Below are 15,975 nucleotides of genomic sequence, written 5' to 3' on the forward strand. Positions count from 1 at the left end.
TCATCTGCCACGCTATCCCTGCCTTGCGGTTTGTAATGACGTGATGGAATCAATTACCAATAACCAAATTTCAATGTTCAAACAAACTAAGCGCCAAACACTATAATCAGATTTTAGTTCTCAGATTAATTGGGCACTATTCGCCATTCGCTACCGCCCCTCTTCCTTAAAAAAACGGAATGGCTGGTTTATAAATGACTTCTTTCAATTTTTTGCTGCGAAGGGTATTTATGAGAATAAGCACAAAATTTAAGGGATATAAACCGCACATAACCCAAAAGATATAGTTACCAAAAATCCCCCCCATGTGCATTATTTTAAAGAATATGAACATCACGTATATTAACGATATAGCAAGTGTCCATGTAGCCTGAAAATTGAGCAGCTTTTTACCGGTTTCATTTAACTTTTCGTCGCCGTTTCGCTTAAAATACCATAAAATTAAAGGCACAATAAAACCCAATACCGGAAAAATAAGAAAACTTAATGCAGAGAAATTTAAAAGCGGAATAAGATACGTTTCCTCTTTTTCAGTCTTACTGGTTAAATCCATTGGCTTTAAACCAAAAACCTGGGCCAACCTAATCAGGGTATCGCCCCGTGCGCCTGTTTCGTTCTGTTCGATACGCTGAATGGTGCGTAAACTCAACTGGGTTTGCCTTGCAAGCTCTTCCTGACTGAAACCATGCTGGTTTCTAAGTTCTCTTAATTTATCAGATAATCTCATAATTTTTAACGATTGCGTTTGAACAAATGTAAAAGATCATTTTTAAATTAAAGGCCGACTTATTTACGGCATTTACGCGCCAAACGCAATTAATTATAATTAATTGATTGCGTATATCCTTCGACTCCGCTCAGGATGACATTCAAAATTAATGTCTTTCGCGGTGGTCTGTATCCCCACAGACCACCTATTACATTTTTTTTGCCACAGAGACGCGGATTATCACGGATTAGAAAGATGATTAAAAAGATTGCTTCACGCGACTTCACTTTTCCTGCCCTTCAGTACGCAATGAAGTGGCGGGAGCTAATAATAAATAATCAAATTCTAATTTACAGACAGGCTCAGCGCCATAGGCTAGTCGCTAAACCCTTTCCGCCAACCCGCGGGCTGTGTCCTCACAGAACACCAATCCTCTAATCTAGGCGTTCAGCATAACAGGCCTGAGTGAAATAAACCCGATGGGAACGGCATCCCGATTTTTTCTATCGGGATACAGTGTACAGCGGGACTACCGGAACCGATTGACACAGAACCCTGCTTTTCAAAAAAATAAAAACCAAAGTGTAACCTTAATTAATTCTTCCACAGATTCACAACTTCGTTCAGAATGACAGTTAAGCAAATAAATCTATTTACCTACAGTCATTTACATGTTGAGTTTTAAACAAATCGGGTTCATTAAGCTTATTTTGCATAATTTAGCGAATTCACTTTGCCATAATACATGACTGATATTATTCACTTATTGCCTGATGCTGTTGCCAATCAGATTGCTGCCGGAGAAGTTGTACAACGGCCTGCTTCTGCGGTAAAAGAATTGCTCGAAAATTCGATAGATGCCGGCGCAGATAAAATTCAACTGGTAATAAAAGATGCCGGTAAGGCACTGATTCAGATCATTGATAATGGTTGTGGAATGAGTGTTACGGATGCCAGGATGTGTTTCGAACGCCATGCCACATCGAAAGTAAAAAAGGCTGAGGACTTATTTGCCATCCGCACCATGGGTTTTCGTGGCGAAGCCATGGCTTCTATCGCGGCAATTGCCCAGGTAGAGATGAAAACCCGCAGGCATGAAGACGAAATCGGCACCTGTATTTCTATCGAAGGTGCACAGGTAACCAACCAGGAACCTGTAGCTACGCCTGCAGGAACGCAGATTTCGATTAAAAACCTGTTTTTTAATACACCAGCCAGAAGGAATTTCCTGAAAAGCAATCCGGTAGAAATGCGCCACATTTTAGACGAATTTCAACGGGTAGCATTGGCGCATCCGGGCGTATTTTTTAGTTTGCACCACGATGGTGTGGAAATTTTTAACCTGCCGAAAGGGAATTTAAAGCAACGCATTGTTCATCTTTTTGGGAATAATTATAACGAACGTTTGGTTCCGGTTGAGGAAGAAACCACCATTATCAACCTTAAAGGTTATATCGGTAAACCTGCTTTTGCCAAGAAGACCAGGGGCGAACAGTTCTTTTTTGTAAACAACCGTTTCATTAAGGATCCCTATTTAAACCATGCGGTAAGTTCTGCTTTTGAGGAGTTATTGCCCGACGACAGTTACCCGCTTTATGTGCTGTTTATCGAAATCGATCCTTCTAAAATTGATGTAAACGTACACCCAACCAAAACAGAAATTAAATACCTGGACGAAAAATCCATTTATGCGATTATGAAATCGGCGGTAAAACGTTCGATTGGTCGTTACAACATTGCGCCAACCTTAGATTTTGATCAGGAAACGGGTTTCAGCAATATGATTACCCAAAAAGCAGTTGAAGATATTGTGCCACCAAGTATTAATTTCAACCCTGATTTTAATCCTTTTGCCAGCGATAAAAGCTCGGTATCGGGTTATGCATCATCACCAAGAAATTACGATGCGAAACCAAGTGCAAAAAACTGGGGTTCGCTTTACGACATCACCGAACAACCCGTAGTAGAACAAACTTCAATTTACGAGGACGAAACCGTTTTGGAAACCAAGCAAAAGCAGTATATGCAATTGCATAACCGCTATATTGTTTCGCAGATTAAGTCGGGTTTAATGGTAATCGACCAACAAATGGCACACGAGCGGATCCTTTACGAGCGTTTTCTCGTACATCTGGATGACCGCAAAGGCGCATCGCAGCAAAGTTTATTTCCGCAAACCATTACACTTAATGCCAACGATTTTGAACTGGCCAAAAGTTTACTGGATGATATAAAAAGTTTGGGTTTCGATGTACGCGAATTCGGTAAAAATACGTTGGTAGTAGAGGGTGTTCCGGTTGATCTGGGCAGCAGTAACATTAACGAAACACAATTATTTGAACAGCTGATTGAGGGCTTTAAAAACTCGCAGCAAGAGCTAAAATTAAGCAAACGCGATAGCCTGGCCCGGAGTTTGGCAAAAAACAGTGCCATTAAAGCAGGCACAAGCCTGGGACAGGAAGAAATGAATACGCTGATTGATGAACTTTTTGCCTGTAAAACCCCTAACTTTAGCGTGAGCGGTAAACCAATCATCCAAACCATTACATTGGCCGAGTTGGATAAGAAGTTTGAGAAGAGTTAGTTTGGAGTTCGGAGCTGGGAGTTTGGAGGAAAAGACTAAAGGGGAAAGTCGGAGGTCCGGGGTCGGAAAATCGAAGATTGGAGGCCAAAGACTAAAGGTTGGAAGCCGGAAGTTAGCCAGTGTTTAAAATCCACGCGGCCAGTCCGTCCCCCTTTGAAGGGGGCAGGGGGATGAAAAATTGAAGGGAATGAAAAACGAGGCGGTGGGGATGAAAAGCTGCATGGAGTTAACCAGTTAACCCAAACCAACAACAACAGTTAACCAATTTAAACAGTTAACCATTTTAGAAATTAAATGAACAACATATATATTCCACCGGTAGTAAAAAACCTACTGATTATTAACATTTTATTTTTCATTGGCACTTTGGTGTTCAACGCTAACGATACCTATCCCCTTGTACAATGGTTTGCTGTTTACTATTTTGATTCTCCAAGCTTTAAAATCTGGCAGCCTATAACTTATATGTTTATGCATAGTCCGATTGATTATTTGCATATTATATTCAACATGTTTGCTCTTTATAGCTTTGGAAGCATTCTAGAACAGCGTTGGGGGGCAAAAAAGTTCCTCATTTTCTATTTCATAACAGGCTTAGGTGCTTTAGGCTTGCAATGGGCTGTCCAATCCATAGAAATATACAACCAGATTGGTCACTTTATTCCTGATATTAACAAATACATACCTAAAAATCAGGCCGAAATAGGTCTTATAAGGGATATCTACTTTGGTCCCATGTTAGGTGCTTCGGGTGCGATTTTCGGATTACTCGTAGGATTTGGTATGCTGTATCCAAACGCAGAGCTATTGATTATGTTTATCCCGATTCCAGTAAAAGCAAAGTATATTATCCCAGTTTATATTGTAATTGAACTGGTTTTAGGAGTAGGGAAATTCCAGGGCGATTCGGTTGCACATTATGCTCACCTTGGCGGTGCTTTGATCGGCTTTATTCTGGTTAAGATATGGAAAGATAAAAAGGATACATTTTATACGCTTTATGAATAATACTTTCAAAGATTTAAAATACAAGGTTTTTCAGTCGGGCAACCCACTGTTCTTTTACATTGGGATTAATATCATCTTATTCGTTATCATTGCTGTGCTTGGGGTACTCACCTGGCTTGGTGGCAATGGCGATATTCTTAGCCCGCTTGTTAGGGAATATGTAGGCTTACCGGCAAGCATTTCCAAACTACCGGAGCGTTTTTACACCATTTTTACCTATATGTTTTTCCACGACGGGATTCTGCATATCCTGTTCAACATGCTCGGTTTGTTCTGGTTTGGAAATATTTTCATGAACTTCTTAAAGAGCAGGCAGTTTCATTTCGTATACCTTACCGGTGGTTTATTCGGAGGGTTATTTGCCGTAGCCGTATTAAATGTATTCCCTGTATATGCAGGCGGACTGTCTGGTGTAACCATTGTTGGTGCTTCGGCAGCTGTAATGGCCATTATTTTTGCAGCGGCAACATTGGTGCCCGATTATACCATTATGCTGCTCTTTTTTGGAGAGGTTAAAATTAAATGGATTGCTATTATTTATTTCTTCCTCGATTTTATTTCAATAGGTTCGGTTAATGCAGGCGGAAGTTTAGCCCACATTGGTGGTGCGTTATTGGGCTTTGTTTATATCAAACGACTTCAAAGCGGAAGCGACTGGAGCAAATTATTTGAGCGTAAACCAAAATTAAAGGTGGTTAGAAATGAAAAACCTGTTAAAAAGCCCGAATTTAAAGGCGGAGTTTCGCAACAGGAAATAGATGCCATTTTAGATAAGATCTCTACTTCGGGATATGATAAATTAACAGCAGCAGAAAAAGAAAAATTATTTAAGGCAAGCAAAGATTAATGGCCACTAAAAAGAAGAAAAAGTATAATTTTCTGGATAAAATATTCCTGCCCATTGCCATTGTTGCCGCAATAGCTTTGTTTTTAGGAGTTTTGGCCGGAAATATGGATCCAAGGAAGCATGCGCTTATTGCTTTTTTCGGACTGGCTTTTCCTTTTGTTCTTTTTGGAAACATCATTTTACTGATCTGGTGGCTTTTAAGTAAAAAATGGATATTTGCGATAGCCACGGTAATTGTAATCGCGCTTACCGGAAAAACATTAAAAGCAACTTTTGCCATCGGCGGTGATGAAGGTCCGGCAGAAAAAGCAGATAACAGCATCAGAATGATGACTTATAACGTGCATAGCTTTAAACTTTACGGCGAAGACAATACCGAATCGGTTAAAGAAAAAATGCTTCAGGTGGTGAAAGATCAAAATCCCGATATTATTTGTTTTCAGGAGTTTTTTACGCGTTATAAAGGTGCATTCGATACGGTAGATAGTTTAAAAGCACTGTTAAATACCAAATATTATTATTTTGTTCCAACCAACAAAAACGATTACGAAGCCACTGGTTTAGCTATTTTCTCTAAATTCCCCATTAAAAATTCAGGCAAAATCCCATTTGTTACCGGCTACCCGGGCAATATGAGCATATATACCGATTTAAACATTAAAGGCAAAACATTGAGGATTTACAATGTGCATTTCCAGTCTATTTCTTTTGAAAAACAGGATTACGAATACCTGGATAAGGTAAAGGAAATGAATACAGAGCTAAGACCATCCAAACGCATTTTAAGTATGCTGAAGAGTGCCTTTTTAAAGCGAAGCGGTCAGGTTGATATCATGAAAAAAGAAATGGCAACCTGTAAAACACCTTATTTAATTGCCGGCGATTTTAACGATACACCGGCATCTTACGTGGTAACCCAGATTACCGCTGGTTTAAACAACAGCTTCATAAAAAAAGGAAACGGTTTCGGCAAAACCTATAATGGCAAATTCCCTAATTTCCAGATTGATTATATTGCCACATCAAAAGAATTGGAAGTATTAAACTATAAAATTACACAAGCTAAATTGTCGGATCACTTTCCGGTACGCAGCGATTTAAGGTTTTTGCCTTAATCATCATCTTTAACTCCCGTTGACTGAAGTCAACGGCTATAATGAAGTCAACGGCTATAATGAAGTTAACGGCTATAATGAAGTTAACTCAATCTTTACCGTCGACTTCAGTCGACGGAACCGCTAATTTTATTTTCTTACCATACATCAACATAAGGCTTGCGGCTTATATGCATATTTGCTTCATAAAATTTAAAAAAAATATTCAAAAATATGAGCTTAATAGATGCCCTAAACTGGCGTTATGCCGTTAAGAAAATGAATGGTCAACCTGTTGAACAGGAAAAAGTTGATAAAATTATTGCTGCAGCACACCTGGCTCCAACTTCATCAGGTTTACAACCATTTAAAGTAATTGTAGTAACCAATCAGGAGTTAAAAGAGAAAATTGCACCGATTGCATTTAACCAATCGCAGGTGATTGATTCTTCTCACCTGTTAATTTTCGCTGCAAACGAAAACTATACCGAAGAAGGAATTGATGCCGTTTTTAACAGAATGAACTCTGAGCGCGGTTTACCTCTGGATACTACCGACGCCTATAAAGCTCAGCTTAAAGGCATGATCTTATCGAGAACTGCTGAAGAAAACTTTAACCATGCTGCCCGTCAGGCTTACATTGGTTTTGGTATTGCCATTGCAGAAGCTGCTTTATTAAAAGTAGATGCTACACCAATGGAAGGTTTTAATGGTCCGGCTTTAGATGAACTTTTAGGCCTAGATAAAAAAGGATTAAAAAGCGTTACTTTATTACCATTAGGAAACAGGGACGAAGCCGGTGATTGGTTGGTAAACTTAAAAAAGGTACGTGCACCTAAAGAAGAATTCGTGATCGAATTTAAATAACAGGCAAACACCATTATATTAAAACGGGCCGCTTTTTAGTGGCCTTTTTTATGCGCTAAGCGGATAGCGATTGGCGATTGGCGTCTCAGATAAAACCCGTCATTGCGAACTGAAGCGTTGATTGTGGGATAGCGTGAAGCAATCTCTTGCATATAAGCTTAATTTTATTAGATCCTGAAACAAGTTCAGGAGGACGGCACTCGGGAAAAGTGGATGACCAGTGAAGATCTGGAGAGAGTTTGGGAACGTTAATCAAATTTAATAACATGAAGTTTGGCGCTAAGCGATTGGCGGCTGGCGAAGAATCAACCAATTTTCAGTTGGTAGTTTGCAATTACCAATGAACAAATGACGAATGAACAAATGAACCAATAATATTGTAAAAAAATGTTAAACCTCCCCACAATTTAGGCGCTATCTTTATAATTGGATATATTTACGGGCTTAGCATTTAATAACCAATCCATGAAGATTTTTAGACTATCTTTTATTATACTTTCTCTTTTATCAGCGCTCAGTTTCTCTTCTTCGGCCCAAACCGATACGATAAGTATAAATAGCATCATTACCAAAACCAATAAGGTTTTATCCGATTATCCGGCCGAAAAAATTTACCTTCATTTCGATAAACCTTATTATGCCATTGCCGATACCGTTTGGTTTAAGGCTTATGTTACCGAAAACCAGAATTTCTTATCGGGGATCAGCAAAATCATTTATGTAGATGTAATCAACCAGAACGATTCGCTCATCCAGACTTTAAAATTACCCATCGCCGGTGGTTTTGCCTATGGCAATTTCCCCCTGGATCAGGTAAATTATAAACAGGGCAATTACCACATCAGGGCTTATACCTTATGGATGCTCAACGGAGAAGATCCGGCCTATTTTAATAAAACATTTTATGTGGGCGAAGCCATTGATAAGGAAGTAAAAACACACATTACCTATAAAAACACTTCAACGGATAAGTTAGAAAAAATTGATGCCAGGGTACAGTTTAAAGATGCCAATAATAAACCTTATGCCAATAAAAATGTAACCTGGCAGGTGGTTACCAGTTACACGGTAATTGCCAAAGGCAGGGGCACCACAGATGCCAACGGTTATTTAACCATTGCCATGAGCAATGCCCAAAAAGCTGAATATCAACTACAGAAAGGTGAATTGATTACCAGCATCAATACTACCGATAAAGATTTAGCAACAAACTCATTCCCACTTAAAAACGCCATTTTAAGCAAAGATTTTCAGTTTTTTCCTGAAGGGGGAAGCTTGGTTGCTGGTTTAACCAATAAAGTAGCCTTTAAAGCCATTAAAAGTGATGGTTTAGGTATCAGTTCTAAGGGTACCGTAACTGATAGTGATGGTAAAACAGTAGCTACTTTTATTGCGCAGCATTTGGGTATGGGCAGCTTTAACCTGGCTGCAGAAACAGGAAAAACCTATAAGGCCGCAGTTACTTATGCCGATGGAACCACGCAAACCTACAACCTGCCTGCTGTAGTGGCAAATGGCGTTGCGGTAAATATCGATAATACCAATGCAGATCAGATTGCAATAAAAATAGCGGCCAACGACGCTTTTTTTCAGGAGTACCAGGGTAAAAAGCTTTATTTAATTGCACAGAGTAAAGGTGTTATCTGTTATGGTGCACAAACCACCTTATCGAACAAAGAATACAACAGCACTGTACTGAAATCGAAATTTCCGAACGGAATTGCCCAGTTCACCTTGTTTAACGAATTTGGCAAACCTTTAAGCGAAAGACTGGTTTTTGTTCAACATAAAAACACCATGGCTGTAGCGCTAACCACTGCGGCACCTGCTTATGGTGTTAAGAAAAAGGTAAAGATCAATGTAGCAGCCAAAAAAGATGGCACACCTGTGGAGGGGAGTTTCTCGGTAGCTGTCGTGGACGAAACCAAAGTACCATCAAACGAAGATGCAACCAGTACCATTTTAACAGGCTTGTTGTTAAGCAGCGATGTTAAGGGATATATCGAAAAAGCGAATTATTACTTTAATGCACCGGATGCTAAAAAAAATGCCGATCTGGATGTGTTACTGCTTACCCAGGGTTACCGCAGCTTTAAGTACAGCGATATTATTGCCAATAAGTTACCTAAAATAGATTTTTTACCTGAGCAGGGTATCGAAGTTTCCGGTATTTTACGCCAGAATAATGGTATTCCGGTTAGAAAAGGTGCTTTACTATTGAGTATTCCTGATAAACGTTTCAATTTAGAGGGGACTACCGATCCTGTCGGAAATTTTAAATTCCCTAACCTGGTATTTAACGATTCGTCGAAAGTTACCGTTACCGCCAAGTACAATGTGAACTATAAAAACATGACCCTTAGCATAAACGGCACGCCAACACCTACATTAACCAGAAATTTCAGCGCTGCAGAAGAAGTTTTAAATATCGACAGCACTTTAAACACTTACCTGGATAACAGCAAAAGACAATATGCTTATCTGCACACCTTAAAAGATGTAAACATTAAGGCTGCTGTGGTACCGAAAGTAAGCCATAAAGATTATCCAGCATTAAGCGGACTTAGCCAGATGGCGGATCACGAAATTAGTGGCGACAGGTTAAAAGGCTGTGGACTTTTAATTAACTGTTTGCAGGGCATGCTTGCCGGAGTAACCTTTGTTGATAACAATTTTTATGTAAGCAGGGATTATAATCAGGGCAAAAAGATCCCGATGGGTATTTTTATCAATGGAATGAACGTTGACGTAAACCAGATCAATACACTTGATGCCAACCAGATCGAATCAATTGAGGTATTTTTAAGAGATGACCTGGGTTTGGTTAACCGTGCAAATAATGTAAATGGTGTAATTGTATTTAACCAGAAAAAAGCACCAAAGGGAACCAAAATTTCGAAAGCGCAGTTAATGGATATGCTTCCAAAATATTACGAACTTACTTTCTCTCCGCAGGGTTATAACAAGGAAAAACAGTTCTATTCGCCAAAATACGATGTACCTGCAAGCATGAACCGCAACGATTTAAGAACAACCATTTACTGGAACCCTAAAGTAGTAACTGATGCAACCGGAAATACCTCTTTCGAATATTACAATGCAGATGGAAAAGGTCAGTACAAAGTGATTATCGAAGGTATTGATGCCAATGGAAATCTAGGAAGATCGGTATTGCGATATACGGTTAAGTAAGACGGCAGATGGCCTAAATGGAAAATGTAAGATGGATGATGGAATTGGCATTTCGCCCCCTTATCCATCTTACACCTAAATGGAAAATGTAAGATGGATGATGGAATTGGCATTTCGCCCCCTTATCCATCTTACATCAAACATCATCCGTCAAAATGGAAAAATGTAAGTTGGAATTGGCATTTCGCCCCCTTATCCATTTTACATTCTCCATCTTACATCAAACATTACACCTCAAAAGGTAGTTTTTCTCCCTTTAATCCCGCTACAACATTTTTTACAATAATCTGCGCCATGGCTGCGCGGGTTTCTTCGGTCGCAGAACCAATATGTGGTAAAACCGCAACGTTTTCCATCGATAACAAGGGATTATCTTTATCCATCGGTTCGGGATTGGTAACATCTAAACCTGCTCCCCATATTATTTTTTCTTCAAGGGCCTTGATCAGGTCTTTTTCATTGTGAATGCCTCCCCTTGCGGTGTTGATGAAAATGGAATTGGGTTTCATCTGTGTAAATACATCAAGCGTAAATTTATCTTTGGTGTCGGGTGTGAGTGCGGTATGTACAGAAAGTACATCGCTCAGGGCTAAAAGTTCTTCGAACGATACATATCTGGCCCCAATTTCTTTTTCTGCGGCCTCGTTCCGCGAGCGGTTATGATAAATTACCTGCATCCCGTATGCACCTGTACATTTTTTGGCCATTTCTAAACCAATTTTTCCCATCCCGAAAATACCAAGCGTTTTACCCTGTATCTCGATGCCAAGGTCGGGTGTTGGTTCGTAGTTTTTCCATTCACCTTTAATGATTTTCTTGTGCGAATAAAAGGCTTTTCGTGATACGGCAAGCATTAATAAAAAAGCAGTATCGGCAGTGGCAGCGCTGAGTACACCTGGTGTATTCCCAATTGGGATATTCAATGCTTTTGCTGCAGCTACATCAACATTATCGTAGCCTACAGAATGAAGCGCAACCACTTTTAAATGACTACAGGCTTTTAAAAAAGCAGCATCGATCTTATTCGGCCCTACACTAATCAGTCCATCCTGCCCCTGGCAGGCTTCAATCAGTTCTTCAGGTGTAATCTGTCGGTTTTCTTTCCATTGGGTAACCGAAATATTATTTTCTTCCAGTTCCTTTAATCCAACCGGAGCAATGTTACCACTTATAAATACTTTCATTTTTGTTTAACAGTAAACCATTAATGGTGTTTTAAATCTTCTCAATTAACAGTCAGGGTTATTTCACAGTAGCCGAAATTACCTGGTAGGTGTTTGCGCTAAAATAGCCCAGTGCCTGGTTAGAAATGTTGGAGGTTGGATTAGCCGGTGTGGTACCCTGGTTTGGTCCGCGGTTTGATTGCTGACTTAAAGCATACCAGTAATCGAAAATATTAGAATCAATGCACTCCATTTCTATTCTAATTTTATCGTTTGAATTTAACTCGTCGCTGTCGTGGTCATTAGTAGGCGGTTTAAAAAATAACTGGATCCTTAAATCATTGCCATTTGTTAAACGATCGTTATTTACATAAAAACGTTCTGATAAAACATCGTTTACATACAGGTTAAAATGATAAAAATTGGTTTCGTTTACCGGATCCTTTAAAAACACAGCAGCAGTTTTGCGTTCCCTGCCAAAGAAAAAGTTTTTGATTACACCGATCGAGTCCATTTTAACCACATTGGGCATTTTCGAACTGGCGGTATACGTTTGCCCTTCGGCAGTAACTTTTAAACTATAGGTAACACCCGGCACGCCCTTCATCCTGTTGATATAAGTTCCCGGTGTTGTACCTTCTTTAAAAACATAACTGTTTCCCTTATTATCGGTTACGGTTACGCTTGCACCCGAAACTTTCGGAAAAACATTAACCTCGGTATAACCGATGGTTTTGCTGATCTTAATCTGCTGATCAATCAGCTGATCGTTAATTTTACCTTCTATTACAATCTGCGGATCGGCATTCTCGGTATCGATGGAAATGATTTTTTTGCAACCGGCAAAACAAAAAGTAAACAGCGAAAAGTATATAATCAGTTTTTTCATGACTTTAAAATTTAAAGTTCCAGGTAATTGACGGAATAAGTCCAAAAAGAGAAGTTTGCTGGGCAGCAGTTTTACCTGGGTTTTCAGGGTCGGTGATAAACTCGATAGAGTAAGGATTTTTTCTACCCAGTAAGTTATACACCCCAAAATTCCAGCTCGACTGGTATTTCTTTCCAGGTTTCCCTTCTAAAGTGGCGCTTACATCCAGGCGCATATTATAGGGCATCCGGCCGGCATTTCGCTGGGTGTAATAATAAGCCATCTGTCCACCAATGCTATATTTACCTGCCGGATAGGTAACCGCATTACCGGTACTGTAAATAAAGCTCGAAGAAAAGGTCCAGCGTTTGGTCATATTGTAAATACCCACTACCGAAATATCGTGCGTACGGTCTTGTCTGGCCGGGAAATATTTACCATTATTCAGTTCAGTGAATTTGCGCTCGGTACGCGATAACGTATAACCTACCCAACCGTTCAGTTTGCCAAATTTCTTCTTAAAAAACAGCTCTAATCCGTAAGCACGACCTACGCCATACAACAATTCAGACTCTACGTTGGTATTGGCCAATAATTCTGCAGCATTTTTATAATCGATCTGGTTCTGCAGCCATTTGTAATAAACTTCTGCCGAAAGTTCATAATTGTTATCCTGGATGTTTTTAAAATAACCCAAAGCCACCTGATCGGCAATTTCGGGTTTAATGTTATTGCTGCTCAATACATACTGATCGGTTGGCGAGCTCGAAGTGGCATTGGTTAAAATGTGTACGTTCTGCGTATTGCGGTTGTAAGAAGCTTTAATGGAGTTTTGCTCATTAAACAGGTAACTTACCGAGAAACGCGGCTCGAGGTTAAAATAACTTTTATAAAATTTTCCTTTAGCTACATTTTCTGTTGATGTAATATTTCCATCCACGTCGTAGTTGCTAAAATTGCCCGGTCCCATTAAAGAAAATGCAGCCAAACGCACACCATATAAAAAATTTAAATGTTCGTTAACAGCCCACTCATCAGAAATATAAGCGGCTGATTCAATCCCGTAGCGGCGTTCCTGCGAAAGCGAATTTACCTGCGAAGCTTCGTCGCTATCAATATCGATAGGAGAAATACGGTGCTGCGTGGCATTTAATCCAAACCTGAGGATATGTTTATTGCTGAAATACTGAAAATCTTCTTTAAAGTTAAAATCGCGCACCAAAGAAGTGGCTTTAAAGTTGGTGGCATCATTTAACAGCCTAACGGTATAATTATAGTTATTGTAAATTAAGGAAGTGTTCGAAAACAAGCGGTCGCTAAAAATGTGGTTTAAGCGGATGGTGGTGGTTACATTGCCCCAATTGTTCTCAAAAAGATCTTTCACACCAATATTATCTTTCCCAAAATAACCCGAAATATAAATGGTATTCCTGTCGTTTATTTTATAGTTGGCTTTGGCGTTGATATCATAAAAATTGAGGGTACTACCGTTTACCGTCGAATCGGGCGATGAACGCAGGAACAGATCGATATAAGTACGGCGGAAACTCACCATAAAAGATCCCCTGTCTTTTACAATCGGGCCTTCGGCTTTTAATCGTGAGGCAATTAGTCCGAGCCCGCCCTGGAATTTAAATTCCTTATTATTCCCATCGTCCATTTTAACATCTAAAACGGATGATAAACGGCCGCCATATTGTGCCGGCATGCCCCCTTTGTACAAGCTTACATCTTTAATGGCATCGGCATTAAAAGTAGAGAAAAAACCGAGCAGGTGTGATGAATTGTAAACCACGGCTTCGTCGAGGATAATCAGGTTCTGATCGGCAGCACCACCACGCACATAAAAACCCGTATTTCCTTCACCTCCCGATTTTACACCCGGTAACAACTGTATGGTTTTTAAAATATCCTTTTCGCCCAATAAAACCGGAATAGAATTAAGTGCTTTCATATCTATCCGCTCCAATCCCATCTGCGCGCTTTTAACATTTTCATTTTTGCGGTTATTGGCATTTACCGTTACTTCAGCCAAATCATTCGCACTTTTTAACTCCTCGTTTAACTTGATATCTTTCGTTAAATTAATGGTTTTTACCACCGAAGGATAACCGGTATAACTTATCGCTACGGTATATGTTCCTTCGGGCTGGGTTAAAGCAAAGTAACCATAGTTATTGGTAAGGGTGGCTGCTGTTGATGCGCCTGTGATCCTTACGGTGGCACCAATAAGGGTTTCGCCGGTAGCTGCATCGCGGATGGTACCGCTGAGGGTAAACTTATTTTGTGCAAAAATAGAAGTACTGAAAAAAAGAAGGAATAAAGCTAAGTAGTGTTTTATGAGCATATTGGCAACTATCTAATTTTAAGATGGAAACCAAATGTACGAAATCCAAGTCCGTTTAACGGACGATGGATGATTTCTTAGTACAGGCTTGGTTTTATTTCTTATTAACGGGATAAATGGCAATATGGTGTGACCGCAGCATATAAGCACTTAAATCATTCTTACCTGCCTGCTGAAAAGTAATTAGCTTTGAAGGCTCTTTAGGCATGTGGCAATCGATGCAATTGGTAGTTAGCGAGCCTTTTGCCAGCGTAGCCTGGCTGTGTTTGGTGGTTTGATGGCAACTGATACAGCGTTGCGAATAGATACTGAGGTTGCCCTTAACATTTTCGTGTGTATTGTGGCACGATTGGCAGGTCATGGTTTCGCTTTTGCGGTAGCAGTTACTACCCATCAACATGCTGGTTTGGTTACCGTGCACATCGGGGTTACCACCTCCAAAACCCACAAAATCCTGGGAGTAATAAGCATCTAAATCATCGCCGGGTTTAAAGCCAAAGACCGATTTCTGCGTTACCAAAGTATTGCCGGAATGACATACGCCGCAGGCATCCATTTTCTGCTTGCGCGACAGTGTTTTATAAATGGCAATAAATTTAGCGGTTTTTTCTTCAGGATTTTCGGTATGAAATACCACATGCTGTTTACCCGGGCCGTGGCAACGCTCGCAATCAATCCCATAAATTATCGATCCGGGCTCCATTTGTTCATCCACAACAAAGGCCGATTTTTGGGTTAGCTTTTTATCAACATAAGAACTATGGCACTCCAGGCAACGGCTTGTAATCCCCCTATCGTAATAAAATCTTTCGCGGGGAAAACCAGGGCTGATGGCCCAATTTCTGATGGCACCAAAATAAGATAAGGGTAATTCGTACATTTTTTTACCCTGCCAATAGGCATAAGTATAAGCCTTTTCGCCAGAACCAAACTGGATATCGAATTTTTGGGCACGTACTGCTTTGCCATCCTGGTAAGCGACCTGAAAAATTCCGCTATCCCTTTTTTCGATCACCACTTTTTGATGCAGATCGAATATAAAATTATTCGAATCGGGTGCGAACACCTTTAGCAGGGCAGCATCTAACACTGGTTTAGAGGTTAAACCATGTGCACTGTGGGCATAAGAGTTAGATAAATCTTTATGGCATTTGATACAGGTGGCTGCTCCGGTATAGTCTTCGCCCCTGATATCTTTTGGCAATTGATCGGCAACATTCATACATCTTGAAAGGATTACAATAACAACAGCCATTGCCCCTAAAATTAACAGGATTCGTTTTATGCCTTTCAAGA

At 40.0% G+C, this 15,975-nt stretch carries 11 protein-coding genes; 6 read left to right on the forward strand and 5 right to left on the reverse strand.

All coding sequences use genetic code 11. The annotated features are described in order from the left end of the window. Positions 1-166 precede the first annotated feature (166 nt). Positions 167-727, reverse strand: coding sequence for a helix-turn-helix domain-containing protein (locus tag DRW42_RS24950; RefSeq protein WP_113951597.1), 561 nt, complete (start codon positions 725-727; stop codon positions 167-169). A gap of 727 nt (positions 728-1,454) precedes the next feature. Between DRW42_RS24950 and mutL the strand changes: the two genes are divergently transcribed. The 6 genes from mutL to DRW42_RS24985 all read left to right on the forward strand — a co-directional run bounded on the left by mutL (position 1,455) and on the right by DRW42_RS24985 (position 10,301). After that, positions 1,455-3,293, forward strand: coding sequence for a DNA mismatch repair endonuclease MutL (mutL, locus tag DRW42_RS24960; protein ID WP_113951599.1), 1,839 nt, complete (start codon positions 1,455-1,457; stop codon positions 3,291-3,293). Between the two features lie 294 nt (positions 3,294-3,587). After that, complete coding sequence (locus DRW42_RS24965; protein ID WP_208643637.1) at positions 3,588-4,301, forward strand: rhomboid family intramembrane serine protease; 714 nt, start codon at positions 3,588-3,590, stop codon at positions 4,299-4,301. Then, positions 4,294-5,148 (forward strand): rhomboid family protein, encoded by an 855-nt coding sequence (locus DRW42_RS24970; RefSeq protein WP_113951600.1) that lies wholly within the window; start codon positions 4,294-4,296, stop codon positions 5,146-5,148. The genes DRW42_RS24965 and DRW42_RS24970 overlap by 8 nt, the downstream gene beginning before the upstream one ends. Further along, on the forward strand, positions 5,148-6,263 hold the full coding sequence (locus tag DRW42_RS24975; protein ID WP_113951601.1) for an endonuclease/exonuclease/phosphatase family protein: 1,116 nt from the start codon (positions 5,148-5,150) through the stop codon (positions 6,261-6,263). Before DRW42_RS24970 ends, DRW42_RS24975 begins: the two co-directional genes overlap by 1 nt. Before the next feature lie 213 nt (positions 6,264-6,476). Continuing rightward, positions 6,477-7,109 (forward strand): nitroreductase family protein, encoded by a 633-nt coding sequence (locus DRW42_RS24980; RefSeq protein WP_113951602.1) that lies wholly within the window; start codon positions 6,477-6,479, stop codon positions 7,107-7,109. A 465-nt stretch (positions 7,110-7,574) separates the two neighbouring features. Continuing rightward, positions 7,575-10,301 carry an alpha-2-macroglobulin family protein gene (locus tag DRW42_RS24985; protein WP_244215366.1) on the forward strand — a complete coding sequence of 909 codons (2,727 nt, stop codon included), beginning with the start codon at positions 7,575-7,577 and terminating at the stop codon, positions 10,299-10,301. 227 nt (positions 10,302-10,528) lie between these two features. Here DRW42_RS24985 and DRW42_RS24990 read toward each other — a convergent pair whose 3' ends face one another. From DRW42_RS24990 to DRW42_RS25005, 4 genes are all read right to left on the reverse strand, one after another. Then, positions 10,529-11,485 carry a 2-hydroxyacid dehydrogenase gene (locus tag DRW42_RS24990; protein ID WP_113951603.1) on the reverse strand — a complete coding sequence of 319 codons (957 nt, stop codon included), beginning with the start codon at positions 11,483-11,485 and terminating at the stop codon, positions 10,529-10,531. A 58-nt stretch (positions 11,486-11,543) separates the two neighbouring features. After that, positions 11,544-12,353, reverse strand: coding sequence for a DUF4249 domain-containing protein (locus tag DRW42_RS24995; RefSeq protein ID WP_113951604.1), 810 nt, complete (start codon positions 12,351-12,353; stop codon positions 11,544-11,546). A gap of 4 nt (positions 12,354-12,357) precedes the next feature. Further along, positions 12,358-14,679, reverse strand: a complete 2,322-nt coding sequence (locus tag DRW42_RS25000; RefSeq protein WP_113951605.1) for a TonB-dependent receptor — start codon at positions 14,677-14,679, stop codon at positions 12,358-12,360. 94 nt (positions 14,680-14,773) lie between these two features. Beyond that, positions 14,774-15,934, reverse strand: coding sequence for a multiheme c-type cytochrome (locus tag DRW42_RS25005; RefSeq protein WP_113951606.1), 1,161 nt, complete (start codon positions 15,932-15,934; stop codon positions 14,774-14,776). Between the last annotated feature and the right edge of the window lie 41 nt (positions 15,935-15,975).

This window comes from Pedobacter miscanthi (assembly GCF_003315595.1).
In the GTDB taxonomy this organism is placed as follows: Bacteria; Bacteroidota; Bacteroidia; order Sphingobacteriales; family Sphingobacteriaceae; genus Pedobacter; species Pedobacter miscanthi.

Coding starts and splice junctions, on each gene's coding strand:
- DRW42_RS24950 (WP_113951597.1), bottom strand. CDS start 727: ATGAGATTATCTGATAAATTAAGAGAACTTAGAAACCAGCATGGTTTC.
- mutL (WP_113951599.1), top strand. CDS start 1,455: ATGACTGATATTATTCACTTATTGCCTGATGCTGTTGCCAATCAGATT.
- DRW42_RS24965 (WP_208643637.1), top strand. CDS start 3,588: ATGAACAACATATATATTCCACCGGTAGTAAAAAACCTACTGATTATT.
- DRW42_RS24970 (WP_113951600.1), top strand. CDS start 4,294: ATGAATAATACTTTCAAAGATTTAAAATACAAGGTTTTTCAGTCGGGC.
- DRW42_RS24975 (WP_113951601.1), top strand. CDS start 5,148: ATGGCCACTAAAAAGAAGAAAAAGTATAATTTTCTGGATAAAATATTC.
- DRW42_RS24980 (WP_113951602.1), top strand. CDS start 6,477: ATGAGCTTAATAGATGCCCTAAACTGGCGTTATGCCGTTAAGAAAATG.
- DRW42_RS24985 (WP_244215366.1), top strand. CDS start 7,575: ATGAAGATTTTTAGACTATCTTTTATTATACTTTCTCTTTTATCAGCG.
- DRW42_RS24990 (WP_113951603.1), bottom strand. CDS start 11,485: ATGAAAGTATTTATAAGTGGTAACATTGCTCCGGTTGGATTAAAGGAA.
- DRW42_RS24995 (WP_113951604.1), bottom strand. CDS start 12,353: ATGAAAAAACTGATTATATACTTTTCGCTGTTTACTTTTTGTTTTGCC.
- DRW42_RS25000 (WP_113951605.1), bottom strand. CDS start 14,679: ATGCTCATAAAACACTACTTAGCTTTATTCCTTCTTTTTTTCAGTACT.
- DRW42_RS25005 (WP_113951606.1), bottom strand. CDS start 15,934: ATGGCTGTTGTTATTGTAATCCTTTCAAGATGTATGAATGTTGCCGAT.